Source organism: Rhodoferax antarcticus ANT.BR, assembly GCF_001938565.1.
GTDB lineage: Bacteria > Pseudomonadota > Gammaproteobacteria > Burkholderiales > Burkholderiaceae_C > Rhodoferax > Rhodoferax antarcticus.
On sequence record NZ_MSYM01000001.1, the window covers coordinates 98,425 to 123,069 of the forward strand.

Annotated in this window: 28 protein-coding genes; 4 read left to right on the forward strand and 24 right to left on the reverse strand. The window is 57.6% G+C overall.

Annotation, left to right across the window (positions count from 1 at the left end; translation table 11 throughout):
* Window positions 1-84: 84 nt before the first annotated feature.
* The 3 genes from BLL52_RS00475 to BLL52_RS00485 all read left to right on the forward strand — a co-directional run bounded on the left by BLL52_RS00475 (window position 85) and on the right by BLL52_RS00485 (window position 5,094).
* Window positions 85-1,464 carry a ribulose-bisphosphate carboxylase gene (locus tag BLL52_RS00475; RefSeq protein ID WP_075584786.1) on the forward strand — a complete coding sequence of 460 codons (1,380 nt, stop codon included), beginning with the start codon at window positions 85-87 and terminating at the stop codon, window positions 1,462-1,464.
* Between the two features lie 535 nt (window positions 1,465-1,999).
* Window positions 2,000-2,806: a CbbQ/NirQ/NorQ/GpvN family protein gene (locus BLL52_RS00480; protein WP_075584787.1), complete on the forward strand. Its 807-nt coding sequence runs from the start codon at window positions 2,000-2,002 to the stop codon at window positions 2,804-2,806.
* A 5-nt stretch (window positions 2,807-2,811) separates the two neighbouring features.
* Window positions 2,812-5,094, forward strand: coding sequence for a nitric oxide reductase activation protein NorD (locus BLL52_RS00485; RefSeq protein WP_075584788.1), 2,283 nt, complete (start codon window positions 2,812-2,814; stop codon window positions 5,092-5,094).
* 113 nt (window positions 5,095-5,207) lie between these two features.
* On the opposite strand, the gene soxB is transcribed toward BLL52_RS00485, so the two are convergent.
* From soxB to BLL52_RS00565, 16 genes are all read right to left on the reverse strand, one after another.
* Window positions 5,208-6,941 carry a thiosulfohydrolase SoxB gene (soxB, locus tag BLL52_RS00490; RefSeq protein WP_075584789.1) on the reverse strand — a complete coding sequence of 578 codons (1,734 nt, stop codon included), beginning with the start codon at window positions 6,939-6,941 and terminating at the stop codon, window positions 5,208-5,210.
* Window positions 6,942-7,010: 69 nt separating this feature from the next.
* On the reverse strand, window positions 7,011-7,664 hold the full coding sequence (gene soxX / locus BLL52_RS00495) for a sulfur oxidation c-type cytochrome SoxX (protein ID WP_075584790.1): 654 nt from the start codon (window positions 7,662-7,664) through the stop codon (window positions 7,011-7,013).
* An 18-nt stretch (window positions 7,665-7,682) separates the two neighbouring features.
* On the reverse strand, window positions 7,683-8,501 hold the full coding sequence (soxA, locus tag BLL52_RS00500) for a sulfur oxidation c-type cytochrome SoxA (protein ID WP_075584791.1): 819 nt from the start codon (window positions 8,499-8,501) through the stop codon (window positions 7,683-7,685).
* Window positions 8,502-8,590: 89 nt separating this feature from the next.
* On the reverse strand, window positions 8,591-8,902 hold the full coding sequence (gene soxZ, locus BLL52_RS00505) for a thiosulfate oxidation carrier complex protein SoxZ (RefSeq protein ID WP_173861787.1): 312 nt from the start codon (window positions 8,900-8,902) through the stop codon (window positions 8,591-8,593).
* A gap of 55 nt (window positions 8,903-8,957) precedes the next feature.
* Complete coding sequence (gene soxY, locus BLL52_RS00510; RefSeq protein ID WP_075584936.1) at window positions 8,958-9,413, reverse strand: thiosulfate oxidation carrier protein SoxY; 456 nt, start codon at window positions 9,411-9,413, stop codon at window positions 8,958-8,960.
* 48 nt (window positions 9,414-9,461) lie between these two features.
* Window positions 9,462-10,538, reverse strand: coding sequence for a c-type cytochrome (locus tag BLL52_RS00515; protein ID WP_075584792.1), 1,077 nt, complete (start codon window positions 10,536-10,538; stop codon window positions 9,462-9,464).
* Window positions 10,522-11,886 (reverse strand): sulfite dehydrogenase, encoded by a 1,365-nt coding sequence (soxC, locus tag BLL52_RS00520; protein ID WP_075584793.1) that lies wholly within the window; start codon window positions 11,884-11,886, stop codon window positions 10,522-10,524. The genes BLL52_RS00515 and soxC overlap by 17 nt, the downstream gene beginning before the upstream one ends.
* 39 nt (window positions 11,887-11,925) lie before the next feature.
* On the reverse strand, window positions 11,926-12,243 hold the full coding sequence (locus tag BLL52_RS00525; RefSeq protein WP_075584794.1) for a hypothetical protein: 318 nt from the start codon (window positions 12,241-12,243) through the stop codon (window positions 11,926-11,928).
* A gap of 64 nt (window positions 12,244-12,307) precedes the next feature.
* On the reverse strand, window positions 12,308-13,600 hold the full coding sequence (locus BLL52_RS00530; RefSeq protein ID WP_206744481.1) for an OmpP1/FadL family transporter: 1,293 nt from the start codon (window positions 13,598-13,600) through the stop codon (window positions 12,308-12,310).
* A gap of 72 nt (window positions 13,601-13,672) precedes the next feature.
* On the reverse strand, window positions 13,673-14,245 hold the full coding sequence (locus BLL52_RS00535; protein ID WP_083633698.1) for a DUF302 domain-containing protein: 573 nt from the start codon (window positions 14,243-14,245) through the stop codon (window positions 13,673-13,675).
* A 319-nt stretch (window positions 14,246-14,564) separates the two neighbouring features.
* Window positions 14,565-14,774: a hypothetical protein gene (locus BLL52_RS00540; protein WP_075584797.1), complete on the reverse strand. Its 210-nt coding sequence runs from the start codon at window positions 14,772-14,774 to the stop codon at window positions 14,565-14,567.
* Window positions 14,740-15,042: a hypothetical protein gene (locus tag BLL52_RS00545; protein WP_075584798.1), complete on the reverse strand. Its 303-nt coding sequence runs from the start codon at window positions 15,040-15,042 to the stop codon at window positions 14,740-14,742. The genes BLL52_RS00540 and BLL52_RS00545 overlap by 35 nt, the downstream gene beginning before the upstream one ends.
* Window positions 15,043-15,196: 154 nt before the next feature.
* Window positions 15,197-15,697 carry a DUF6969 family protein gene (locus BLL52_RS00550; RefSeq protein ID WP_420852610.1) on the reverse strand — a complete coding sequence of 167 codons (501 nt, stop codon included), beginning with the start codon at window positions 15,695-15,697 and terminating at the stop codon, window positions 15,197-15,199.
* Between the two features lie 83 nt (window positions 15,698-15,780).
* The gene (locus tag BLL52_RS21160; RefSeq protein WP_083633700.1) at window positions 15,781-15,960 is read right to left on the reverse strand and encodes a hypothetical protein; all 180 of its coding nucleotides are present in this window, start codon (window positions 15,958-15,960) and stop codon (window positions 15,781-15,783) included.
* A 92-nt stretch (window positions 15,961-16,052) separates the two neighbouring features.
* Window positions 16,053-16,757 (reverse strand): Crp/Fnr family transcriptional regulator, encoded by a 705-nt coding sequence (locus tag BLL52_RS00560; RefSeq protein ID WP_075584801.1) that lies wholly within the window; start codon window positions 16,755-16,757, stop codon window positions 16,053-16,055.
* 9 nt (window positions 16,758-16,766) lie between these two features.
* On the reverse strand, window positions 16,767-17,192 hold the full coding sequence (locus tag BLL52_RS00565; RefSeq protein ID WP_083633701.1) for a thioredoxin domain-containing protein: 426 nt from the start codon (window positions 17,190-17,192) through the stop codon (window positions 16,767-16,769).
* A gap of 215 nt (window positions 17,193-17,407) precedes the next feature.
* Between BLL52_RS00565 and BLL52_RS00570 the strand changes: the two genes are divergently transcribed.
* Window positions 17,408-18,505, forward strand: coding sequence for a YeeE/YedE family protein (locus BLL52_RS00570; RefSeq protein ID WP_075584802.1), 1,098 nt, complete (start codon window positions 17,408-17,410; stop codon window positions 18,503-18,505).
* Window positions 18,506-18,559: 54 nt separating this feature from the next.
* Here BLL52_RS00570 and BLL52_RS00575 read toward each other — a convergent pair whose 3' ends face one another.
* From BLL52_RS00575 to ruvX, 8 genes are all read right to left on the reverse strand, one after another.
* Window positions 18,560-19,150, reverse strand: a complete 591-nt coding sequence (locus BLL52_RS00575) for a c-type cytochrome (protein WP_083633717.1) — start codon at window positions 19,148-19,150, stop codon at window positions 18,560-18,562.
* A gap of 16 nt (window positions 19,151-19,166) precedes the next feature.
* Entirely contained in the window at window positions 19,167-20,450 is a 1,284-nt protein-coding gene (locus tag BLL52_RS00580; RefSeq protein ID WP_075584804.1) for an NAD(P)/FAD-dependent oxidoreductase, read from the reverse strand.
* Between the two features lie 15 nt (window positions 20,451-20,465).
* A complete protein-coding gene (locus BLL52_RS00585; protein ID WP_075584805.1) occupies window positions 20,466-20,759 on the reverse strand; it encodes a c-type cytochrome in 294 nt (97 codons plus the stop codon).
* 192 nt (window positions 20,760-20,951) lie between these two features.
* A complete protein-coding gene (locus BLL52_RS00590) occupies window positions 20,952-21,287 on the reverse strand; it encodes an ArsR/SmtB family transcription factor (RefSeq protein WP_075584806.1) in 336 nt (111 codons plus the stop codon).
* Between the two features lie 128 nt (window positions 21,288-21,415).
* Window positions 21,416-22,720, reverse strand: a complete 1,305-nt coding sequence (locus BLL52_RS00595; RefSeq protein WP_075584807.1) for a dihydroorotase — start codon at window positions 22,718-22,720, stop codon at window positions 21,416-21,418.
* Window positions 22,721-22,744: 24 nt separating this feature from the next.
* The gene (locus BLL52_RS00600) at window positions 22,745-23,707 is read right to left on the reverse strand and encodes an aspartate carbamoyltransferase catalytic subunit (RefSeq protein WP_075584808.1); all 963 of its coding nucleotides are present in this window, start codon (window positions 23,705-23,707) and stop codon (window positions 22,745-22,747) included.
* Window positions 23,708-23,709: 2 nt separating this feature from the next.
* Window positions 23,710-24,207: a bifunctional pyr operon transcriptional regulator/uracil phosphoribosyltransferase PyrR gene (gene pyrR / locus BLL52_RS00605; protein WP_075584809.1), complete on the reverse strand. Its 498-nt coding sequence runs from the start codon at window positions 24,205-24,207 to the stop codon at window positions 23,710-23,712.
* Window positions 24,204-24,626 carry a Holliday junction resolvase RuvX gene (gene ruvX, locus BLL52_RS00610; RefSeq protein ID WP_075584810.1) on the reverse strand — a complete coding sequence of 141 codons (423 nt, stop codon included), beginning with the start codon at window positions 24,624-24,626 and terminating at the stop codon, window positions 24,204-24,206. The genes pyrR and ruvX overlap by 4 nt, the downstream gene beginning before the upstream one ends.
* Window positions 24,627-24,645: the final 19 nt, after the last annotated feature.

Consider the following 24,645-nt stretch of genomic DNA (forward strand, 5'->3'; position numbering starts at 1 on the left):
GTAATTTATTTGAATTTTCATGATGAATAAGCCTGTCTATAGTTCAGCCCATCACCAACCCGACGAACCCACAGGAGTTAACCCATGGATCAATCAAACCGCTACGCAGACCTAAGCCTCAAGGAAGAAGACCTCATCACAAATGGTAAGCACATTTTGGTGGCTTACAAGATGAAGCCAAAGGCCGGTTATGGCTACCTCGAGGCTGCCGCCCACTTTGCGGCTGAGTCCTCCACCGGCACCAACGTGGAAGTGAGCACCACCGATGACTTCACCCGCGGCCTAGACGCTCTGGTGTACTACATCGACGAAGCCACCGAAGACATGCGCATTGCGTACCCGATGGATTTGTTTGACCGCAACATCACCGATGGCCGCATGATGATGGTGTCGATTCTGACCTTGGTCATCGGCAACAACCAAGGCATGGGTGACATTGAGCACGGCAAGATTCACGACATTTACTTCCCCGAGCGTGCCATCCAGCTGTTTGACGGCCCCTCCAAAGACATTTCCGACATGTGGCGCGTGCTGGGTCGCCCCATCAAGGACGGTGGCTATATTGCCGGCACCATCATCAAACCCAAGCTGGGCCTGCGTCCTGAGCCCTTCGCCGCAGCGGCGTACCAGTTCTGGCTGGGCGGCGACTTCATCAAGAATGATGAACCGCAAGGCAACCAAGTGTTTTGCCCGGCGAAAAAGGTTTACCCGCTGGTCTACGACGCGATGAAGCGCGCGATGGACGAAACCGGTCAGGCGAAGATTTTCTCGGCCAACATCACGGCTGACGATCACTACGAAATGTTGGCTCGTGCCGATTTCATTCTTGAAGCTTTCGGGCCTGATGCTGACAAGGTGGCATTCCTGGTCGACGGTTTCGTCGGCGGCCCTGGCATGATCACCACAGCGCGTCGTCAATACCCCAACCAATACCTGCATTACCACCGCGCTGGCCACGGCATGATCACCAGCCCAAGCGCCAAGCGTGGTTACACCGCTTTCGTACTGGCCAAGATTTCCCGCCTGCAAGGTGCGTCGGGCATCCACGTCGGCACCATGGGCTACGGCAAGATGGAAGGTGAGAATGATGACCGCAACATCGCTTACATGATCGAGCGTGACGAGGCGCAAGGCCCGGTCTACTTCCAAAAATGGTATGGCATGAAGCCCACCACCCCGATCATCTCCGGCGGCATGAACGCGCTGCGTCTGCCAGGCTTCTTTCAGAACCTGGGCCACGGCAACGTGATCAACACATCCGGTGGCGGCGCCTATGGCCACGTTGACAGCCCCGCTGCTGGCGCGATTTCTCTGCGCCAGTCGTATGAGTGCTGGAAAGCCGGTGCTGACCCGATCGAGTTTGCCAAAGAACACAAAGAGTTCGCCCGTGCCTTCGAGTCGTTCCCGGGTGATGCCGACAAGCTGTTCCCCGGCTGGCGCGAAAAGCTCGGCGTGCATAAGTAAGCACAACGCCCGAAGCGACATTTCGGTGCATTGGTAAGAACGTGGTGGCAGGGTAGTTTGTTGCGGCAGGCTGCCCCGCGTTGTTTTGGTGGGCAAGCTTGGGAGCCGGGGGCATAGCGCAGCTTTCGTGGATGGCACGTTGCGACGGGATGCCCTGCGCCGCGAATGTCCCCCGAAAGCGGCCTGCGGCCACTCCCTCCTCCTTGATTTGGCAAAACCCCAAGTCCACGCTCTGCAGGACATCCCATCACAACATGCCCGAGACGATTTGGGTTTTCGAATCACGCACGCAAACCATACCGCCAAGCAGCGTGCGTTGGGTATCTGACGCAGCGGAATCAAGGAGGAGGCCCGGGCGTAGCACGGGTCGGGGGACATCCGCGGAGTCAGATACCCGACGCGCGCTGCGGTTAAAACCACGACTACCCCCATAGCCATGCCCATAAACCGATAGGCCACCAGAAAATAGCCGATAAGCTCCCCAGACAAACCCGACCGAACCCAGTCTTCCAACCTGACCACACAGGAACCCACCATGACCACCCTGGCACAGCAATACAGCATCACCCAAGAGCCGTTTTACCAACAGCAGTCCAACGAAGTGGCGCTCTATGAGGCGGCTTACAAAGCCAGATTGCCGGTCATGGTCAAGGGCCCTACCGGCTGCGGCAAATCGCGTTTTATTGAATACATGGCCTGGAAGCTGGGCAAGCCGCTGATCACCGTGGCATGCAACGAAGACATGACCGCCAGCGATCTGGTCGGCCGTTATCTGTTGGAAGCCAACGGCACCCGCTGGCTCGATGGTCCGCTGACCACCGCAGCGCGCATTGGCGCCATTTGCTACCTGGACGAAATCGTCGAAGCCCGCCAAGACACCACGGTGGTCATCCACCCGCTCACCGACCACCGCCGCCAGTTGCCAATCGACAAAAAGGGCGAATTGCTTCAGGCGCACCCGGACTTTCAACTCGTCATCTCTTACAACCCAGGCTACCAAAGCCTGATGAAAGACCTCAAGCAAAGCACCAAGCAGCGCTTTGTCGGCTTTGACTTTGATTACCCCGCGCCTGAGCTGGAAGCACGCATCATCGCCACAGAAACTGGCATCCCACTAGCCGATGCCACCCGGCTGGTCAAAGTAGGTGGGGTGGCTCGCGCACTAAAAGGCCACGGGCTGGACGAAGGCATTTCTACCCGGCTGCTGGTGTATGCCGCCACCTTGATCAACGGCGCAGTCGCGCCAACAGATGCCTGCCGCATGGCCTTGGTGCGCCCGATCACCGACGATGCCGACATCCGCGCCACGCTCGACCATGCGGTTGACGCTATTTTCGGCTGAGCATCATGAGCGCCCTGGCTGACATCAGCAGCCCTGCCGACTTGGGCTCTGAGCGCTTGCAGGCCTGGCGCAGGCAACTCGACTGCAGTTTTGTCGAAATTGACAATGTGTTCGAGTCCTGCATGGCCGAGGCGCACGCCAAGCTCAGTGCCGAGGGTCTGGACGAGTTTCTGACCCAGGCGCGCTTTCTAGGCAAGATGGGCCGCGGCGTGGCACCCGCGCTGATCTTCTTGCAAGAATGGCCGCCGATCGCGCGCAGCGTGGGTGAAGACGCGCTGAATGCCGTCATGCACACGCTGCGGCTGATCAACAAGTCGCCCAACGGCAAAGCCATTGCCCCGTTTTTGCAAACCCTGGCCGCGGTGGCGCGGCGCTTGCCTACCCAGAAACAGTTACAGCACTACATGGACTTGTGCCTGCTGCTGCTGGAGCGCACCAGCGGCTCGATCCACGGCATCCACAAAACCTACGCCAGCCCGAGCCTGGCGGTGTTTTTTGACAAGGCGCCGCTGCTGCTGGGTGCTTTAAGCTTGCAGGGCTTGAGCAACTGGGTGAATTACGGCATCCGCAACTACAGCCACCACCCTGAGCAGCAGCGCGATTTTTTCAGCCTGAGCTCGGCCGACAGCCGTGCCGTGCTACAACGCGAGCGCCATGGCACGCTGCTGATGGACCATACCCGCGCGCTGGATTTGTACCTAAAAGCGCTGTGGCATATGAGCGACGTGCTGGTGCCCTACTCCACCACCTTTGACGTACAGCGCCAGCCCATGCCCTACTTTGACGCCTACGGCATGCGCCTGCCTGACGTCTATGACGAGCGCTCAGGCATCAGCGGCATGGACCGTTACCGCGCCGCACTGGCTCATATGTCGGCGCACCGGCGCTGGAGCATTGCCATCTTTGCCGACAACTTCAGCCCGGCGCAGCGCCTGACAATTGAGTGTTTTGAAGACGCGCGCATGGATTTTCTGACGCTGCGCGACTACCCCGGCATGCGGCGCATTTACTCGGCCCTGCACCCCACACCCGTGGCGGGTGCCTGCAATCCGGCCACCCATTCCTGCCTGCGGCACCGTCTGGCGATGTTGTCACGCGCCCTGCTGGACCCACCCAAACGTTTCGAGACACCAGCACTGGCCGACTGGGTACAACGCTTTCACGCGCTGCTGGCGCAAGGCGAGTCCAACACCACCGAGATCGCTGGCCTTGCGCTTGGCTATCTCGCCAAAACCAGCCTGCAAAGCGACCGCCTGCCCGACACCTGGTTTCAGGACACCGAAGTCGACTACCGCGACGACAACCGCCACCTATGGCGCTTTCACGAACTCAGCGACGACGAAGAAACCTTCGAGCAACACCGCCAAGAGGTGTCGACCAACGAGTTGCAAACGCTGCCGCCACGACATTACCCCGAGTGGGACTACAGCAGCCAGACCATGCGCCCCGACTGGGTGAGCCTGTACGAGCGCTTGCACCCTGGCGGCAACCCGGCTGACATTGACGCGCTGCTGGCCAAACACAGCGCCTTGTCCAAGCGCCTGAAACGCCTGCTCGATTTGCTCAAACCGCAAGACAAGGTGCGTGTTCGTTTTCAGGAAGACGGCAGCGAGCTGGACCTTGACGTGGCGATTCGCTCACTCATCGACCTGAAAAGTGGCAGCCAGCCCGACCCGCGCATCAACATGAGCCACACCACCGATGGCCGCAGCATCGCTGTGACCCTGCTGCTGGACTTGTCGCAGTCGCTCGGTGAAAAGGCGCATGGCTGCGAACAAACGGTGCTGCAACTGAGCCAGGAAGCCGTGTCCTTGCTGGCCTGGGCCGTGCAGCAGCTGGGTGACCCGCTGGCGATTGCCGGTTTTCACTCAAATACCCGCCACGACGTGCGCTACTTGCACATCAAGGGCTTTGGCGAAAACTGGGGTGATGATGTCAAAGCGCGCCTAGCCGCCATGCAGGCGGGTTACAGCACGCGCATGGGCGCAGCCATGCGCCATGCCGCCCGCACGTTGGGCACCCAAGCCGCTGACAAAAAACTGCTGCTGGTGCTGACCGACGGCCAACCCGCAGATATTGATGTGAAAGACGAGCGCATGCTGATTGAAGACGCCAAAGTAGCGGTGCGCGAGCTGGACAACCAGGGCATCTTTACCTACTGCATCAATCTGGATGCCGCCGCAGACACCTATGTGAGCGACATCTTTGGCAAGCAGTACACGGTGATCGACAACATTGCCCGACTGCCCGAGCAGTTGCCAAAACTGTTCATGGCGCTGACACGCTGAGGCGTGGGCCGATCATCACGCTACTATTATAAAAATAGCTGCTCGCGCTTATAGAACAAGGGCTGGAGGCCAATTTCTTATAAATTGACCGCCAGCCCTCAGGTGACGAAAGCTTACGCTGCGTAACCTGGGTTGGGCAGCGCTCCCAAAATCTTGGGTGCGTTGAGCTTGCGGGTCGACACCTTGCCGCCGCGCGCAGCCAGCCAGGTTTCCACCACTTCCCAGACCTGCTGGTTGCCCTGGTTTCTGGCTTCTTCGGCCACCGGTGCCCAGCCGGCCACTTTGTAGGTTTTGTCGGCGTCGATGGGCTTGCCGTTCAGGCGCATGTCGGTGATGCGTTTGCCCATGCTCTGAAGCGGGCTGCAACTGTATTGCAGGCCACCGACGCGGACCATGTCGCCACCCTGCTGGTAATAAGGATCCGGGTTAAACAAGTTGTCACACACGTCTTCGAGCACGGTTTTGATGTCTGAGCCCTTCATGTCATTGAGGGTGGCGTAGGAATAAGTGGTGGCCGTCATGTCAAGCAGCCATTCGCGGGTGATGGCCTGGCCCGGCAGCAGCGTGGTACCCCAACGGAAACCGGGCGAGAACGCGATGTCGGCGCCCTGCACCTCCATCAACGCGTCCACCAGCAGTTGGTCGCCGGTGCCGTTGAAGTTGCCACGGCGGTACAAGGTGCCTTCTGTCACCGCCAGTTTTTCATTGAGCTTATCCTCATACGGCGCACGAATCTTGGTGATGAGTGCATCCATTTCGGCGTCGGCGGGCAGCATGTTGGCAAACACCGGCAGCAGTTTGTAGCGGAAGTCGGTGACCTTTTTGTCTTTGACTTCAAAGTCCAGTACACCCAAAAATTTGGAATTGGATCCCGCGTTGGTCACCAGGGTTTTGCCACCCTGGTTGCTGATGACGCTGGCCACAGGCATGCCGTCGTGGGTGTGGCCGCCCATGATGGCGTCGATACCGCTGACGCGGCTGGCCATTTTCAAATCCACATCCATGCCGTTGTGGCTGAGCACCACCACCACCTGAGCACCCTTGCCACGGGCTTCGTCCACCATCTTCTGCATGTTGTCGTCCTGGATGCCAAAGGCCCAGTCCGCCACCATGTAACGCGGGTTAGCAATCGGTGTGTAGGGGAAGGCCTGGCCGATGATGGCGCAGGGCACGCCATTGATCTCGCGGATCACATAAGGCTTGAAGACCGGGTCGCCAAAATCATTGGTCTTGACGTTTTGCGCCACAAAATCAACCTTGTCAGCAAAGTCTTTCTCAATGATCTCTAGGACACGCGCCATGCCCAGGGTGAACTCCCAGTGGCCGGTCATCACATCCACACCCAGCAGTTTGCAGGCATCAACCATGTCCTGGCCATTGGTCCACAGCGCCGTGCCGGAGCCTTGCCAGGTGTCGCCGCCGTCCAGCAGCAATGCGCCGGGCCGGCTGGCCTTCATGCGCTTGACCAGTGTGGCCAAGTGTGCAAAACCACCCACCTTGCCGTAGCGCTTGGCGGCTTGTTCGTAGTCCAGATAGGTCAGAGCGTGCGCTTCAGCCGTGCCGGGGCGAATGTTGGACACCTTCAGCAAATGCTCGCCCACCAAGTGTGGCAGCTTGCCTTTCATACTGCCAATGCCCAGATTGATGCTGGGTTCACGGAAGTAAATGGGCTTGAGCTGCGCATGGCAGTCTGTCATGTGCAGGAACGACACATTGCCAAACTTAGGGATGTCGTACAGGCCCGCCTCGGCGGTGGCCGCGTCAGCGCGTGCATACCTACCCAACCCCATGCCAGCCATGGTGCCAGCACCCAGCACCTGCATAAATTCGCGTTTGGTCAAGTTCATTGTGTTGAAACTACTCTGTTAAGAAGCTAAAAAGCCCGGGCTGGCCGGGCGGTGAAGATGCAAGTCGCCTTACTGGTTGACTGGCGAGTTCGGGTCCAGCAGCAAAGCCATCAAGTCTTTGGCCTGTGCCTCGGTGATGATGCCGTTGTGAATCGCCCGAGGCATGACCGAGCAAGCGTTGTAGGCCCGCGAGTTGTAAATTTTGCCCCACGCATACTCGACCATGGCCTTGGCAGCCACGCTGTTCGGGTCGGCATCAATCCCATAGTTCTTGCGAAACTTGTACAGGCTTGGGCCAATGGTGCCGAAAGAAATTTCGGTGCCGCTCAACTGGTGGCAGTTGTAGCAATTGCCACCGTTTGGGGTGTTGGCTTTGTCAGTCCAGGTCTGGCCACGGCCGCTTTGCGCGAGGGCCTCACCCTTTTTCCAGTCACCCAGGTAGTTGCCGTCAGCCGGCCACTTGATGGTTTTGAGTTGAGTTGCTTGCAGCTTTTGCGCCAGCTCGGGGTCGATAGGCTTGCCAGCCACCTCTGCCTCGGTACACAGTGTGTTGATTTCTTCAGGCTGCAATACCGACGCCTTGACGATACCCTTGTCCTTGAAGTCAGCCTTGACATAACTGGCGGCAATTTTGTCCAGTTCGGCAGACGACGGCAAAGAGGCACAACCGGCCAGAACAGCCGCAGTGAGCAACGACAAAGCAAAAATAGAGTGTTTTTTCATGCGATTTCTCCGTGTCTCTTAACGCTTGATGGCGGGTGCGACAGATTTGGACCCTTCGCTGTTCACGCCCAGATAAACGCCCAAGGCGATGGTGACATCGCTGGCGTAACCCGGCTCAGGAAAGCGCTGCTGACGGTAGCAGTCATTCAAGCGGTGCTGCATGCTCCACATTTGCCCGTTGGACACACGGTAAGCGGGCCAGGCGGCAAAGCCAATGCCATCGCCCGGGTTCTTGGTCAGGTTGGGCAAGTCTTGCAAACGAATACGCCAGTTGTCGTCACCGTGGCACGAGGCACAAGAGAAATCATGCGGGCCACCGCGCTGGAAAAACAGACGCTTGCCCACTTCGTAGGCCACTTTTTCTTGCACGTGCGACTGTGGCAAGGCAAACGCCATGTCGCGGGACTCGCCAGCGATCCAAGTCGCCAAGGCGGTCATGTTGGCCTTTTCGCCCTTACCGAACGGGGTGTCAGTGATCGCCTTGACATCCAGCCCCTGTAGGGTGTCGATACAGGTCAACAACCGCGATTCCAAGTCTTGCACTTTATTTGTGTCAGCAAAATAACGCGGCAGGGTGACAAATGCGCCTTTGACCACACCCGCGCCCAATCCGAGGTCACAGGTCTCCAGCGAGGCATTTTTAGGGCCTCGCTTTTTTTTCCAAAGGTCTTCGCCTTTGGCTTCAAACAGTTCAGACGGGTTGCCGTCAGCCAACATGGCCCGGTAGTCTTCAATCGCCTGCACTGCGGCTGACTTTTGCGCGTAGGCAGCAGGCAACAGCGCTCCAGTGATTGCAACGACACTGGCAACTTTTGCCAGAAGAATTATTTTTTTCATCCACAAGTCTCCTAAAAACGATCACCACACTGGACCGACCAGCTTAGAAAAAAGGTGAGCCACACTCACCTTTTTTCTTCTCACAACGATCAGGAAGCCGTGGCTTCGTCGGTACGGGTATCGCCCTTGGTGTCCTTCCAGGTCACCGTGATCTTGTCGCCAGCCTTGGCGCCCTTGACCATAAACTGCAAAAACGGGTTCTTGGAAACTGCAGAACCCCAGTCGGCTGTCATAACCTCCTTGCCGTTTAGCGAAGCACTCACTTCGGTGATGTGCATGGCGGGAACCAGATTGCCAGCGGAGTCCTTGCGCTGGCCGGACTCCATCTCATGACTCATCAAAACACGAACGGTGGCTACGTCACCTTTTACTTGGGCACGAATGCGCATCGGATCTGCCATTTTTAAACTCCTGGTAACAAATTAAATTGGTATGTGAATGAATTGGGGCTGTCCATCAGCCGCCACAGCCGCCCAAGGTCACCTTGACTTCTTTTTTGGAGAACAGTGCGCGCCCGTCGTTCATGATGGCAACCGCGTACACGTCAGACGATTGGCCCATCTTCGCGCGGGTGGAGAAGTTGGCCTCCACAGCGTCGGTCACGTTGAACTGGGCCACCAAGGCGGCGGGGTTCTTTTCAACCAGAATGAGAATGTGCTTGACGCCAGCCAGCGTGGTGCTGGCCGTCAATGGAACAACCGCACCGTTTTCAGCAATATCTGGGCCACCCACGATGACATCTTTGCTTTCAACTGGTATCTGGCCACCCAGCGCCTTGACCACATCGGGGACATTTTTGGCTTCAAAAGCAGCCTTGCTGTAGGCCAATGCGTATTGCGGAAACAGACCTGTCGTTGCCAACAGGCCAGCCACTACCGCGCTGTGTTTGAGTGTCTCGCGACGAGTTTGCATAGAAATCTCCTTGGTTAAGTTCATGCGAAAAAATAATCTCTCAAAGTCTTACTTTGGGCCGCCCGCCGCCAACCACTCTGCAATGGATATGGCATCGGTATCGCTCAAGGTCTGGGCGGGCATGGGAAGCGCTCCCCACACGCCGACACCGCCGCTCTTGATCTTGCCTTGCAAATACTCGACCTTGCCAGCGTACTTGCGGGCCACATCGGTATAGGCAGGGCCAACGATCTTGTTGTGCATGCCATGGCAAATGGTGCACCCATTTTTTTGTAGCAAGGTGTTCATCTTGCGCGCTTCAATATCCACTACCTCAGCGGCCGTCAATACCACCGGCGCTGCTGCCGTCTCGCCCAACTTGCGCTCGGGGTGCGCCGTGTCTGCGCCGCGTTGTGCGCCCACCAGGCGGTTTTGCTCGGCCAGATTGCCGTGCGCATTGCGCGCAAAGTCTGGCAAGAAAGATGCCAGCTTAGGCTCCGGGGCGCAGTTGGCCATGCAGGCGACATTACTGGTATCAGGCTTCTTGGCACCGCTAAACTCATTGCCCGGCCACAACGTGTGGTCTGTCATCATGCCATTGCGGTTAGGCATGCGCGACTGCACGTCTCGTATCGTCTTGTCACTAAGAACGAAGTTTTCCGGAACGATATTGCTCAAATTCAGCATGAACGCCAACACCGCATAGACGTCATCTGGTGCGAGCGACTTTGGCTCGGTCCAAGGCATAGCGCGGAAGATGAAATCCCACAGCGTGGATACCGTAGCCACCTTCATGAAGGTGGTTCGCCCAGGGTAACCCGGCCCGATCAGGTTGGCGACATGACCGCTTTCAATATCTTTAGCTGTCACACCGCCAATAATCGGGTTGAAGAATTCGCCCGAGTCACCAAAAATACCGTGGCAAGTGGCACACTTTTCCTCCCAGATGTCCTGACCTTTGGCGACCGAACCGGAGCCAGGCGGCAAGCCCTTGAAGTCTGGGCGCACGTCGATATCCCAAGCCTGCACTTCCTTGACCGTTGCATCACGGCCAATGCCCGAGAATTTGGCTGCTGATTGCGCGCCCGCCAAACCGGCCAGCCCAAGCAAGGCCAATCCGGCGACTACCTTACGAAAGCTGAACATTTTTCACCTCGCCGTTTTCCTGCACCAACCATGACTGAATGGCGTTGTTGTGATAAATGGAGCGTGTACCGCGCACTCCGCGCAATTGCTGATAAGTGGGTTGCACATAACCCGTCTCGTCGACGGCTCGGCTTTGAATGATGGCAGGCTTGCCATCCCAGACCCAGTCGATGTTGAAACGGGTCAGCGCCTTGTTTTGCACCGGCCCTTCGATCCGGGCCGCACGCCAATTGCGCCCGCCATCAACCGACACATCCACTTTTTTGATCCGGCCCTTGCCTGACCAGGCCAAGCCAGTCACGTTGTAAAAGCCTTTGTCGAGCAGCACCTGACCACCTGACGGAGTGGTCACTACGCTCTTGCATTCTTGCAGTCCGCTGTATTGGCGATGCTGACCATCGGGCAGCAAATCCATATAGTGACTGGCCTCGTCTTTGGTGGCATAGGGCTTGTCGCCCAGCTCAAGGCGGCGCAGGTATTTCACCCAGCTCACGCCTTGGATGCCTGGCACCACCAGCCGCAGCGGGTAGCCTTGCTCAGGGCGCAGCATCTCACCGTTCTGACCGTAGGCCACAAACACTTCGCCCGAATTGATCAGGCTCATCGGAATGGTACGGGTCATGGAAGAGCCGTCAGCACCTTCGGCCAACACAAACTTGCCATTCTTTAAATCAGCCCCCGCCATTTCAAGCAGGGTGATCAATGGCACTCCGGTGAACTCGCTGCACGACAACATGCCGTGGGTGTATTGCACAGTGGGCACAGCTACGTTGCCCCACTCTACCGCCGTGTTGGCACCACATTCCATGAAATGAAACCGCGACACCGAAGGCAAACGCATGAGCTCGTCAAGCGTGAAGACCTTGGCGGTCTTGACCATGCCATTGATCATCAAGCGGTGTTTTGACGGGTCAATATCCCACCAACCCTGGTGATGCCGCTCAAAGTGCAAACCACTCGGCGTGACGATTCCAAACAACGACTGCAACGGTGCGAAGGACACTGAAGCCTGCGTGGTTTGCGTCAAACCGGGGCTGACACGGCGCTGCACATTGCTCTCGAACTTGGACGGTTTGCCGTACCCATCATTCAAAGCCACACCCTGACCCAAACCCTTGCTGTGCTCGGGCAGATTCAAAATGTTGGCATCGCCGCCCTCGGTGGGTACCGGGTTGCCTTGCGCCAGCGCTGCTGGCACAGCCGCCCCCGCCGCAGCCGCAGCAAATGCGTTGCGAATAAAGTCGCGACGCCCTTTTTTACCTTCAGAGAAGACGGATTTGATCCCGTCTTGGCTAAGGAAATTCTCAGGGGCTTTGATCAGCTTGCCCGAGCCCATACTCTGATCCATTTACAACACTCCTGGTATGTGTTCCATGCTCGACTTGTGTTACTTGAAACGATAGTGGTCACGGTTAAGCACGGCGGACACCGAATTGACCTCTTCGGGAAAAAGTCCTATGTTGAGTTGCTGGTCGCACGCTTCGACCATGCCGCGCAACGCGCCCAAGGTGTTCACCTTACCCGCGGGCTGGTAGATGGCACTGCCGTCACCACCCACTTTTTTCTGGTGACAGGCGCTGCACTCGTGCTGGGCAATCAACTTTTCACCCAGCTTCAAGTCTGCGCCTTGGTAAAGCGCTGGAATATCGTTGGCAAAGCAGACCGTGCCAAACATCAGGGCAGTAGCAGTCACTAAATATTTCATGAGGTTTAGCTTTCAGGTGAAATTTGACGGAGTAGATGCTTTTGCGTGATGCCTGAAAGCAGTGTTAAAAAGTGCGGGAATAGCCAAGCTGAAGATTGTTCTGGCTGTGAGAGATCGTGAGGGGCATTGACGGGTCACTGTTGTTGGTAACGGCTACTTTTGGGGCATGTGCAAGAGACGCATTGAATGAATCGGCCTTGGTGAACTTGTAACCAAAACCAAACATCACATGGTTTTTCTCGATAGCGGGGAACAACGGGTGCACGTACTGATCAGGTACTGGGTTATCCGAAAAGCTCACACCAGCGCGTAGCGTCAACTGCTCAGAGGCTTTCCAGGCGGCCCCCAAATTAAGTACCGTCTGATCCTTCCATTCCTGCTTGATGGCGAAATCCACCGAACCGTTCGCAGAGATTGAGCTGTCATAGCGCATGCGGAAACTTTTCATCGAATCAGCCCAACCGATGTACTTTAAATCTGCAACCAGCAGCCAAGACGGATTGACCTGCCAGCTACCACCGACAGCAAGAACAGAAGGCATCTGGAAGTCGATGATGGTCATCTTTCCGACATCGAGGGCTGAACCGATAACACCAAAAGAAGCACCAGTTGAATTGGTTTGCATATCCGACAAGCGGGTCCTTAGCTGGTAGGAAGCACCCAGTAAGACCTCTGAGTTAACGCGATAGGTTGCCCCCAAAATGGCACCAAATCCAGTTGCCTTAGCTGCGCCCGAAAACTTGTTGTCATCAGAAAAATCGATTCTTGCAAAAGTAGTTGTGGGACTTGAAACACTGCTCAAATTAGTCACCAAATTTCCGGGATTGCTTTGCGGGGCAAGGTAACCAGCTAACTGGGCCACGCTACCCGTCATCTGAATATCCAGTGATGCCCAAACAAATTTCAGCGTTGCGGCAACGGTCAGATCTGAATTGACCTGATAGGCCACCGGAATGAGCACATTACCCACACCTAACTCGGAGCGACTGGGCAAACCCTGCATGGCAGAAATCACTGAGCTGCCATCGTACTCAGTGCCCATACCGCCATGGGCAAACACGCCAATACCGTAGGTCCAGGCACCATTGCGCTTGGTATAGCCCATGGAGGGCATCAGATAAAAGTCGCCACCCGATTTCGACGTCATCCCCATCGCAGAGCTCTCTACATCTGGCTGAAGCATGCCAACGTTGATGGCAAAGCGCGAGGTCCCATCCGGCTGCAGCGCCAAGGTGGCCGGGTTTTGCGCCATGCCAGCGTTGCCAACGTCGTGCGCCTGGGCAGCCCCACCCATTGACGTGGCAACAGCGGCATAACCCTCCATCAACATGCCATTGGTGGCCATGGCGGCACTCATGGGCAGTGAGAGTGCCGCAGCCACAGCCACAGCCCGAAACTTAAAGGTGCAATTCGTCATGATGTAGGCGAATTAAAAGTCGCCTGAAGCCGCACGATCCATCATTTGATAGATGGTTTCGCGCACTTTCCATGCCTCTTCTTTCAAAGGAGACGGCAGTTTGCGCCCCATCTTGACCATCATGTCCATGTTCAGGGTGTAGATCCAAAGGCCATCTTCTTTTTCCACCACCGTAAGGCGGCACGGCAGATAAGCACCCATGGCGGGGCTGAAATCAACCATCAGTCGCGCTGTGGCAGGCGCGCAATACGAGTAAACCTTCAGGAATTTTTGCTTCTCGCCGGTACGCGATTCGAGTTCTTCCGACAGCGGCAACTCCCCCACGTTTCTCATGTTGCGCTCTGCTGAAACGGCGCCAAACGCGTCTTCAACGTCTTTTACCGTTAGTCCAGCCTTGACCTTACGCGACCAGGTGGTGGCAATGGCGATGTCGCCGTTGCCCTCAACCCACTTGTCCCACATCGAACTGGCTTCTGCACCAGCGCCATCTTCAAGTTTCCCCAGCGTGCTGATCGTGCCGCACCCAGTCAGAAAAAAAGCAGCCAGCAAAGGCAACCAGAGAAGTTTTCGAGCTAAAGATTTCACGTTAGGTCCTTTTTGGCAGGGATGAAGAGAAAACTATCACTTTGCACAACGACCTGAAGCAGTTAAGTTTTTTGATTTTTATCAATCGTCGCTTAATTAACAGACGGGTCATATTAGGAACTACCCTAGGTCAGCGCAAATAAGCGGCCTTGATCGGCTCAGTCAGATGTTCCAACCGGCAGCTACCTGCTGACTGCAAGGGTGCCGCGCCTGCCAGTTGGCGCTTGGCAAGGGTCCACCCATGGAGGGCTCCGTCATATAACGAGGCAGACTTGTTGCCCAACAGTTCAGAGGCCACAAACCAGGGCCCGGCAGCGAGTTAACCACTGTTGCAGTAGGTGATCATGGGAGCCGCCGGGTCCACGCCCTGCGCAGTCAACAGGGCACGATAGGTGTTGGGTGACAACATTCTGACGCTATGGCCGCTATTTTTGAACCCCAGGTCAATGCTGTACTGCTTGGAGCCTTCCAGCTTGCCGTAAGCGTAGACATAGTCACGTTTTTTGATGCCGCGGTACGCACTGCGCACCCACCGGCACCAGTACGATGGGTTTGTCTGCATCCACACCTACCGCCTGAACACGCTTCTGAAAGTCTGCCTTGTCGGCAATCTGGTATTTGACTTTCAGGTCACCTACTTGGCGCTGCACGCGCATGGTTTTCATGTCGATGAGTTTGCTGCGAAGAATATGACCACCGACCTCGGTCAAAACCTTCTTGCCAGTTTTGACGTCTGTCTCAAATTCTGGCGCAGCAATGAACGACTTCACATCACCGCGCACTTGCACTACCTGCACTTTATCGAGGTTGCTGGCCAGCCACTATGCGTCAACCAACGGGCCGGGCAAAACACCCGCATGCGCTGCCGACGAACCAAAAGCAACGATCGCCACGGCGGATAGTTGGGTGAAATGGTTGTTCATGCTGTCGTTCTTTTAGGTAATGGGGGTTTCAAAACTCGCGACGTTGAAACTGTCGGATGCGCCGGGGCAACGCTGCGCTGCATGGGCTGATGACGTCAACACGCCGGTCTTCACACAGCGCTGCCCAGACCTGGCGTTGACACTGGCGCTGCATCAGCAGGTCACGCCGACGCAAAAGCTGTTCACGCTGCGGCCGAAACAGCTGCACCATAGCGCTCAGCCAGCGCCCTAAAGGCGCCAGTCGGCATCGGGTCTGGACTTGAAAACTGTCCAGCAAGGCGATGACACTCTTGGCCGACTGCATGCGTTTACCCGTCACCCAGGCATTGGTAGTGAACCAGCGCAACGGCTCGTCTTTGGCGCTCAGCGACAGCGCTGCCAAGTACATGAAATAACCTGGCTCGCGGTCATTTACAAAAATATGAAAGTGGCCATGCTCTAGGCGCGCAGTGGACGCCGAGCGAACCGTCGAAGTGAAAGCGAAACCGCCCTCCCAAAAAAGCAGCCACCATGGCGCCAATGGCAACACCAATCACCTGCCAAGTGATACACGATGGCAGAGGGTTGCCGTTTTCCGTCATGGGGCCCAGATAGGCATTGGCGTGCGTGAGCTCAGGCACCACCTGCATACCCAGCCACGCCGTCACGCGGGTGCTGGCGCCAATAGCGCCAAGCCCGTGACCCGTGAGTAAAAAAAGTGAGCAGCAGCACCAAGCCCAACGCAATGCCAGCCCAGACAGGCGACCAGAAAGGCTTGATTTTTTTCTTGACGGTGAGTGCCGGTTCAATCATGAGTCTGAATATAAGCATTGATAAATATCAATCTTTAAATCAGTGACTACATCCGACCCTACAACCAGGGCCTACCCCAATCAAGCGCAATATCAGTCCGGCGCGAGGCTGCCCGCCCTCAAGACGCGGTAGATGCGGCCCTGCTTGTCGATCTGCTCGATGGCCCCATCGCGCACCAGCCGGCTGATCTCGCGGCTGACGGTCTCCAGTTTCAGGTCGAGCATGGCGCCCATGTCTTCGCGTGAGAAGAGCATCGATATCTCTCGGTTTTCTGCGCTGCGCATCTTCAACACCAAATTACCCACGCGCCGCCGGGCAGACCCAAAATTCATATCAGCCAGCCAGTCGTCCGCGTCCTTGAGGGCGTGCTGCCATTTTTTCATAAGCTGGGCGTGCAGCCTGGGGCTGCTAGATGACAACTTTTGAACGACTTCCAGCGGGATTCGGCACACCGACACCGGGGTCAAGGTGACCGCATCGCTATCGTAGTGCGGGCTGGCCAGCGCCTCCAGGCCGACCACATCGCCTGCGCGCAAAACACGAACGATCCTTGGGCGCCCATCAAGGGTGCTGCGCACCAGTTTCACCATGCCCTGACGCAAGGTGAACACGCCCTTGGCAGCACCGCCCTCGGTGAAGATGCTGGCACCGGCGGCGTACTCCAGCTCGTCGATGGGCGCATGAATCAGACCAAAGTCATGCTCATCGAGGTCGGCAAACAGCACCAGTTCACGGATGCCACAGGTCTTGCAATCCGCAGTGCCCCGCCAAGCCGACTCCGTCTTCAATGGGATCATGGTCACCTTTCAAGCCTGCAAAGCGATGCGCGCAACCCGCACGCGTTCGTCCAAATAAGAACCGTAGAAATCCGGAAGGTAGCCTCCCACCAGCCGCTCGGCCACCTCCACGCCATGACGCCCAAAAAACAGAACCGTGGGAGCCACCTTGATGCCCCACTGGCGGCACAGGCTGTCCTGGGTTTGCGGTGGGCCATCAAAACCTCGCACCAGCAGGCGGCTACGCATGTCGACTTGCACCATGGCAATACCCTGCTCCCGCTGCAGTGGCAGCAAATAGTTTTCAGTGGCGATCTTGCAAAACGGACAGCCCCGCAAATTCACCATGACCAGTAAAGGGCAGCCTTTTTTGAGCGCTGCTGCCAACTCATCAGGCAAGGAGGTAGCCACCGTCAACCCCGCGGCACTGGCCACGGTGGCATTGGCGGCACTCATGCTCAACAAGGCGCCTTTTAACCACTGCCGTCTAGAAAACTCGTCCGACATGGCACGCATCACTCGCAACCGCTGCTGCACACTGGCAACGTAACAGGCAGGGAAAACGCTCTGGGCGATGGCTGTATCTGGGTCAAGAATCGTCTCCAAACATTGTGGGGCGCGAGATTTCACGCGCGATGTAATATAAGCGAATTAGAAACAAATTGACTGCTATGGACATTGCTGCGCTGGTAGAAACGTATGGTGAAAAAGTCATTCTGGCCCTGGGTGGCCTGGTCATTGGCGTGCTATTCGGATTTTTCGCCCAGCGCTCCAAGTTTTGTCTGAGAGCCGCCACGCTAGAGTTTTGGCACCGCACCTTTGGCGAAAAAATCGCTGTTTGGCTGCTGGCCTTTTCGGCCGCTGTGGTCGGGGTGCAAGTTCTTATTCTGACAAACCACATGGATATCAGCGCGGCACGGCAGATCTCAGCCACAGGCAGCATGTCTGGCGCATTAATTGGCGGCTTATTTTTCGGGGCTGGCATGATCCTGACGCGGGGCTGCGCCAGCCGCCTGCTCGTTTTGTCTGCCAACGGCAATTTGCGCGCCCTGCTCTCCGGGCTTATTTTTGCGGTTACCGCGCAAGCCGCTTTGGGTGGCGTTTTGTCGCCTTGGCGTGAATCCATCAGCAGCTGGTGGACGGTGGATGGTGGCACCGCTCGCAACCTGCTCGCCCTGACAGGCGTGGGCACCTGGGGTGGCTTGATTTTTGGTTTGATCTGGATGGCCGCGGCGCTTTTCTTTGCGGTTCGCAGCGGCTGGGGCCTTTGGAAGTGGGTCGGTGGTCTGGGCGTCGGCTTGGCGGTTGCTGCTGCATGGGGCTTCAACTATCTGATTGCCAACAATTCATTCCAGGTGGTGCCAGTGCAGGGCCTGACCTTCAGCGGCCCCTCTGCTGAGTGGTTGATGCGCGTGATGTCCACCAATGCCCCGGAGATTGGCTTCAGCTTTGGCATGTTACCGGGCGTGTTCATCGGCTCCTTCATCGGCGCCTGGGTAGGCAAAGACTTCAAGCTGGAGGGTTTTAGCGACGGTTATGGCATGCGCCGCTATATTTTTGGCGCCATCTTCATGGGCTTCGGTTCCATGCTGGCCGGTGGCTGCGCTGTCGGCGCAGGCATTACCGGTGGGGCCATTTTTGCCACCACGGCGTGGATGGCCTTGGTCGGCATGTGGGCCGGTGCGGGCTTGATGGATCGGGTGATTGACAGTCCGAAGTCGATAGCCGCATCTGCAGGGGCGGCCAACGAAGCGCGGATCGCGCCCTGAATCACCCGCAGCGTTTCGCCACGTTTGGCCACGTTTAGACGCAGTTATCCGCGTTTATTGGCCGCTGACATACTCGGCCACAGCGGCCATCTCCAGTGGCGAAAGATTGGCAGCGACTGAATGCATCACCGCGTTGTCATTGGTGCGCTCACGTTTGCCAAAAAGCTTGAGTTGGGCTTGCACATAGCTGGCGTACTGACCTGCCAAGCGCGGTAAGGAAGCCGTTCCCATGCCGTCTTTACCATGACAGGTCGCGCAGGAAGGCAGGCCGCTGAACTTGTTCCCCTTGTAAAAAATATAGCGTCCTACCGCCGCCAGGTCAGGGTCTTTCACGGTTTCCGGCGGGGCAGATTTGGCTGCAAAGTACTTGCCCAGCGCCTCCATCTCTTCAGGGGTCAGGCGGCTGACCATGTCGATCATGGCAGTGTTCTTGCGCTTGCCTGACTTGAAATTCTCAAGCTGTTTGGCAATGTACTCGGCGTGTTGCCCGGCCAGTTTGGGAAACACTTCACTGGCGGATTCGCCCTCTTCACCGTGGCACAAGAAGCAGGAGCCCATGACAATTTTTTTGGCGCGGGCCTGATCAGCTTCAGCCCAACTGTTGCCAGCCACCAATAAAGCCGCTAGCAACCAAGCTACTTTCATCATAGACACCACCGATTCAGCGTAAGGTGTCGGTCCAAATGCCACGCGCCCAAGCCAGCGCCACGCGGCCTTCAAGCTCGTTGGCAGCCTTGGAGACACCGCCTGAACCGGGCACCGCCACCATGGTCTGCTTTTGCGCGTCATAGGCATGGACACTGGCCACATGCGCGGCATCTTCAGTCCCCATGAAGCTGTAGCAGACATTGTTGTAGATCGGGGCCTGGTTGGGTGTCTTACCGGTCAGCAGGGCCACCACCGCAGCGGCGCAGGTTTTGCCATGCTGATTGGCCATGTGACCTGACTTGGGCATGGCTGGCGCGATCTGGATCGCATCCCCGATGATGTGAACATTCTTCGCGACCTTGGATTCAAAAGTCAAGAAATCGACCTCACACCAGCGCTTGTTAGCGGTGGCAAAGCCGCTCTTCACCGCCATCTCACCGGCTCGCATGTTGGGCAAGACGTTGAGCACATTGGCTTTGATGTCGCCATTGAACTCAAATTTCAGCGTGCCGGTGGCAGCATCGACATCCGACAGCACATGCTTGGGCCGGTACTCCACCATGCCCGGGTAACGATCCGCCCACGCCTTTTTGAACAGCCCGGCCTTGGAGGTGACATCGTCATTGGCATCCAGAATAAGAACCTTCGACTTGGGCTTGGCCTGGCTGAAATAACTCGCCACCTGGCAAGCGCGCTCGTAGGGTCCAGGCGGGCAGCGATAAGGCGCCAACGCAATGGCCAGCGCGTAGACACCGCCGTCGGGCATGGCTTCAAGCTGCTTGCGCAAGGCCAAGGTTTGGGCACCCGCTTTCCAGGCATGCAGCACCTGGTCTTTGGCGCCAGCTAAGGCCATGCCAGGCAGGGTTTCCCACATGAAATCAATACCGGGAGACAAAATCAAGCGGTCATAAGGCAACTCACCACCCCCCGCCAACCGCACCAGGCACCTGTCCGGATCAATCGTGGTGACCACATCACGCACCAGCTTGACGCCATGATTCTTAACCAGCGCGTCATAAGACAAGGTGATGTCCGCCATGGTTTTGGTACCGCCCAGCACCAGATTAGAAATCGGGCAGGAGATGAATGAAGCATTGGGCTCCACCAGCGTCACCGAAATACCGTAGTCAGACCACATGCGCACATATTTCGCAGCTGTGGCACCGCCAAAACCACCGCCGACCACCACCACTTTCAAGCCGTTGTCACCCGGCGTGGTGGCACAACCCGACAAAAAGCCAAGCGATCCCAAAGCGCCTGCAGCGCCGATTGAGCCTACAAATTGACGACGTTTCATATTCATCTCCTTGACTTATTTTTTGAGGGCAGAGAAGTAACTCGCCAGTTGCTCGATCTGCGCGTCCGAGTAACCCTTGGAGAGTTGGTGCATCAAGGTAGCCGGCTTGGCGCCGGATTTGAAATCCACCAGCTTTTTGGTCAACTCCTCTTTAGGCACGCCCGCCAGGCTGTCCATGCCCGGCTGTGCAATGCCCAGGCTGCCATGACAGGCTGAACAGGAGGATGCCATGCCACGAACCTGAAGGTCGTCAGCGCTGGCCCAAGTTGATATCAGGGCGAGACACAGGCTCGCAAGCAGTTTGGTCATTTGTTGTTCCCTTTTTTCGTGCGCGATTCAACGGGGGTATCCGGTCGGGCTGCAAGCCCTCGTGGCGCGCCATGGTAGCGCGCGGTGCCCGCCGTGCAGTACCGGGCAAACCCGAACAAACAGGGTAAACCTATCGACTAACCCAGGGTGTGAAGGCCGATGCCGTGCGCCAAAACCCAGTTGGCGCTCGCCTCAAGAAGCTGCTTTGGCGGCAATGTCGTGGCAAACAGCTTCACAAATAGCGACGATGCGTTGGTCAGCAATGCGGTAAAAAATTTGCACCCCTTCGCGCCGTTTGGCCACAAGGCCGGCCTGATACAAGGTGTTCAGGTGCTGCGACATGTTGGGCTGGGTGGTGTGGACGCGCGTCAGGAGGTAACTCACGTTTTTTTCGCCATCACACAGGCAATTGATGATCTTCAGGCGCATAGGCGCTGACATCACCCGAAACAATTCAGCGGCAGATTCAAACGTCTCGTCTGTCTTGATGACAGCCGGTTGACCCTCGGCTGGAAGTGGAATAGCCATGACAATAAACCTTGGTCAAACCTTGTGGGGTTTTGAATGGTTGCGACGCCGCTAACTGGCCATCGCCTTGCACAAGTTTTGGATTGTAGTGGTGTCAACCACGCGACTGACCTATTGCAAGCAGCGCGTCAGGCTTGATAAACCACCCGGCCGCCCACCAGGGTGCAGCGCACGCGCCCAGGTAGCTCGTAGCCCGAAAACGGTGTGTGTTTGCCTTGGCTCACCAGCGTCTCAGCCTGAACGGTCCAAACGGCTTGCGGGTCAAACACGCACAGATCGCCTAAGCCGCCGACCGCCAGATGACCGGTGCGCCCCAGTCGCGTGCCCAGTGCCTTGCCAAGCAATTGCGCCGGGCCGTCAGTGACCACCGACAACGCGCGCTGCAGGGGCACGTCGCTATCCAGATGCCATTTGTAGGCCAGGCTCAGCAACAACTCCAGCCCGGTAGCCCCCGGCTCGCTCTCGGCAAATGGCAGCATCTTGGCATCGTCATCGACTGGCGTGTGGTCTGACACCAGCGCGTCAATCGTGCCGTCAGCCAGCCCGGCGCGCAGGGCGTCGCGGTCACGCTGCTGGCGCAGCGGCGGGTTCAAGCGGGCGCGGCTGTCAAAGTAGCCCATGTCGGTGTCGGTCAGGTGAAGTGAGTTGATGCTGACATCACAGGTCAGCGCCAGCCCCTGCGCCTTGGCCTGGCGCACCAGTTCGACCCCGGCAGCACTGCTGATGCGGCACAGGTGCACACGCGCGCTGGTGGCACGCATCAGCTCGAAAATGGTGTGCATCGCAATGGTTTCGGCCATTACCGGCACACCACTGAGCCCCATGCGGGTCGCCAGCGGACCGCTGGCAGCCACACCCTGGCCCAGAAATGCGTCTTGCGGACGCAGCCAGACGGCATAACCAAAGCTGCTGGCGTACTGAAAAGCCCGCTGCAAAATCTGCGTGTTGGACAGGGCCACCTCGGCCTGGCTGAAGGCCACGCAGCCTGCTTCGGTCAGCTCGACCATCTCGGTCAGGGTGGTGCCTTGCAGGTTACGCGTCAGGGCGCCCAGCGGGTAAACGCGCGCCTGCTGCAGCTTCTCGGCGCGAAAACGCAGCATCTCCACCAAGCCAGACTCATCAAGCACCGGGTCGGTGTCGGGCTGGCAGACCAGGCTGGTGATGCCGCCCGCCACCGCGGCGGACATTTCAGACTCCAGCATGCAAGCGTGTTCGTAGCCCGGCTCACGCAGGCGCACCGCCAAGTCCACCAGGCCGGGCAATACCAGGCAGTCGGTGGCATCAATGGTAAGTTCTGGCTGAAAATCAGACGCTATATTTCCGATAGCTACTACCGCATTACCAGCAAGGGCTACATCGGCTTTTTGATCATAAGCGCTGGCGGGGTCAATGACCCGGCCACCCTGGATCAGCACCGTTTTGGGTGTATTCATAACAGTCTTTTCAATGAATAGGGTTCAGGGCTCGTTGCCCGCGACGATGCTCATCACCGCCATGCGCACCGCAATACCAAAGGTGACCTGCGGCAAGATCACGCTGTGCGCGCCGTCAACCACCGCCGAGTCGATCTCGACCCCGCGGTTGATCGGGCCGGGGTGCATCACGATGGCGTCGGACTTGGCCAGTTGCAGCTTCTCGGGGGTGAGGCCAAAACTCTTGAAAAACTCCTGGCTCGATGGCAGTAAAGCACCGCTCATGCGTTCGTTTTGCAGGCGCAACATGATGATCACGTCGCAGTCCTTGATGCCTTCTTCGAGCGTGTGACAAACCCGTACCCCCATCTGCGCCATGTCGCTGGGCACCAGCGTTTTGGGCCCGACCACCCGCACCTCGGCACAGCCCAGGGTGGTCAGGGCGTGGATGTCGGAGCGTGCCACGCGGGAGTGCAGCACGTCACCCACAATGGCCACGGTCAGGTTGGAGAAGTCTTTTTTATAGTGCCGGATGGTGTACATGTCCAGCAGACCCTGGGTGGGGTGCGCGTGGCGGCCGTCACCGGCGTTAACCACATGCACATGCGGCGCGACATGCTGGGCAATCAAGTACGGCGCGCCCGACTCGCTGTGGCGCACCACAAACAAGTCGGCGGCCATGGCGCTGAGGTTGGCGATGGTGTCGAGCAGCGACTCGCCTTTGGACGCCGAGGACTTGGCAATGTCCAGGTTGATCACGTCAGCGCTCAGGCGTTTGGCGGCAATCTCAAAGGTGGTGCGGGTGCGGGTGGAGTTCTCGAAAAACAGGTTGAAAACACTTTTGCCCCGCAACAGCGGCACCTTTTTGACCTCACGGTCGCCCACCGAGACAAAGTTGGTGGCGGTGTCGAGCACCTGCGTCAGCACACTTTTCGGCAGCCCTTCGGTGGACAGCAGGTGGATCAGCTCACCGTTTTTATTGAGTTGCGGGTTGTTTTTGTAGAGCATGGTTAACGCGCTTTCACATTGAAACTGAATTGGCCGGCCTCATCGCGCGCCAGGCTGAGCGATTGATTCGCGGCCAGATGGATGCGTGCGGCGCAAATGTCAGGGGCAATCGGCAGCTCGCGCCCACCGCGGTCCACCAGCACGGCAAGCCGGATGTAGGCCGGGCGGCCAAAGTCAAACAGTTCGTTGACCACGGCACGGATGGTGCGCCCGGTGAACAACACGTCATCCAGCAGCAAAATCTGCGCGCCGTTCACATCAAACGGAATCTGCGTTTGCGCAGCGGCGGTCATGCCGCGGCTGGCGTAGTCGTCGCGGTGCATGGCCGAGGAGATCACCCCAATCGGCTCGCTCAAAGCCAGATCTTGCTGCAAGCGTTCTGCCAGCCAAACCCCACCCGAAGTGATACCCATCAGGCGCATGCCGGGTTTGAAGAGTCCGCGCACGCTGTCCAACAAGTCGCTGTAGAGGGCTTCGGCATCCAATTCGAGCATGCTCATGGGAGGTTCCTTAAAAATTGTTCCAGGATGATGCAGGCCGCCGCCGCATCGGCATCGCGCGCACCGCCAGACAAGGCTTCGGTGGTGGTGTAACGCTCGTCCACCTCAAACACCGGCAGATTGAAGCGGCCGTGCAATTGCCGCGCAAAACGCCGGGCGCGCACAGTGTTGTCATGCGCTGCACCGTCCGGGTGAAACGGCACACCGACCACCAGCGCGTCGGGCTGCCAGGTTTTAAGCTGGGCGGCGATCTTGATGAAGCGTGCGTCGCCCTCGGCGGCGATGGTGCCTTGCGGCTGGGCGGTGCGCAGCAGACGGTTGCCCACCGCAAAGCCGGTGCGTTTCACGCCAAAGTCCAGCGCAAGAAAAGTCTGCAAATTATGTGCTACAACAAACGTAGCTACTGGCGCTTGATTCATAAGGGCTAGAGCCGTATTT

Coding starts and splice junctions, on each gene's coding strand:
- BLL52_RS00475 (WP_075584786.1), top strand. CDS start 85: ATGGATCAATCAAACCGCTACGCAGACCTAAGCCTCAAGGAAGAAGAC.
- BLL52_RS00480 (WP_075584787.1), top strand. CDS start 2,000: ATGACCACCCTGGCACAGCAATACAGCATCACCCAAGAGCCGTTTTAC.
- BLL52_RS00485 (WP_075584788.1), top strand. CDS start 2,812: ATGAGCGCCCTGGCTGACATCAGCAGCCCTGCCGACTTGGGCTCTGAG.
- soxB (WP_075584789.1), bottom strand. CDS start 6,941: ATGAACTTGACCAAACGCGAATTTATGCAGGTGCTGGGTGCTGGCACC.
- soxX (WP_075584790.1), bottom strand. CDS start 7,664: ATGAAAAAACACTCTATTTTTGCTTTGTCGTTGCTCACTGCGGCTGTT.
- soxA (WP_075584791.1), bottom strand. CDS start 8,501: ATGAAAAAAATAATTCTTCTGGCAAAAGTTGCCAGTGTCGTTGCAATC.
- soxZ (WP_173861787.1), bottom strand. CDS start 8,902: ATGGCAGATCCGATGCGCATTCGTGCCCAAGTAAAAGGTGACGTAGCC.
- soxY (WP_075584936.1), bottom strand. CDS start 9,413: ATGCAAACTCGTCGCGAGACACTCAAACACAGCGCGGTAGTGGCTGGC.
- BLL52_RS00515 (WP_075584792.1), bottom strand. CDS start 10,538: ATGTTCAGCTTTCGTAAGGTAGTCGCCGGATTGGCCTTGCTTGGGCTG.
- soxC (WP_075584793.1), bottom strand. CDS start 11,886: ATGGATCAGAGTATGGGCTCGGGCAAGCTGATCAAAGCCCCTGAGAAT.
- BLL52_RS00525 (WP_075584794.1), bottom strand. CDS start 12,243: ATGAAATATTTAGTGACTGCTACTGCCCTGATGTTTGGCACGGTCTGC.
- BLL52_RS00530 (WP_206744481.1), bottom strand. CDS start 13,600: ATGAGTGCCGCCATGGCCACCAATGGCATGTTGATGGAGGGTTATGCC.
- BLL52_RS21160 (WP_083633700.1), bottom strand. CDS start 15,960: ATGATTGAACCGGCACTCACCGTCAAGAAAAAAATCAAGCCTTTCTGG.
- BLL52_RS00560 (WP_075584801.1), bottom strand. CDS start 16,757: ATGATCCCATTGAAGACGGAGTCGGCTTGGCGGGGCACTGCGGATTGC.
- BLL52_RS00565 (WP_083633701.1), bottom strand. CDS start 17,192: ATGAGTGCCGCCAATGCCACCGTGGCCAGTGCCGCGGGGTTGACGGTG.
- BLL52_RS00570 (WP_075584802.1), top strand. CDS start 17,408: ATGGACATTGCTGCGCTGGTAGAAACGTATGGTGAAAAAGTCATTCTG.
- BLL52_RS00575 (WP_083633717.1), bottom strand. CDS start 19,150: ATGAAAGTAGCTTGGTTGCTAGCGGCTTTATTGGTGGCTGGCAACAGT.
- BLL52_RS00580 (WP_075584804.1), bottom strand. CDS start 20,450: ATGAAACGTCGTCAATTTGTAGGCTCAATCGGCGCTGCAGGCGCTTTG.
- BLL52_RS00585 (WP_075584805.1), bottom strand. CDS start 20,759: ATGACCAAACTGCTTGCGAGCCTGTGTCTCGCCCTGATATCAACTTGG.
- BLL52_RS00590 (WP_075584806.1), bottom strand. CDS start 21,287: ATGGCTATTCCACTTCCAGCCGAGGGTCAACCGGCTGTCATCAAGACA.
- BLL52_RS00595 (WP_075584807.1), bottom strand. CDS start 22,720: ATGAATACACCCAAAACGGTGCTGATCCAGGGTGGCCGGGTCATTGAC.
- BLL52_RS00600 (WP_075584808.1), bottom strand. CDS start 23,707: ATGCTCTACAAAAACAACCCGCAACTCAATAAAAACGGTGAGCTGATC.
- pyrR (WP_075584809.1), bottom strand. CDS start 24,207: ATGAGCATGCTCGAATTGGATGCCGAAGCCCTCTACAGCGACTTGTTG.
- ruvX (WP_075584810.1), bottom strand. CDS start 24,626: ATGAATCAAGCGCCAGTAGCTACGTTTGTTGTAGCACATAATTTGCAG.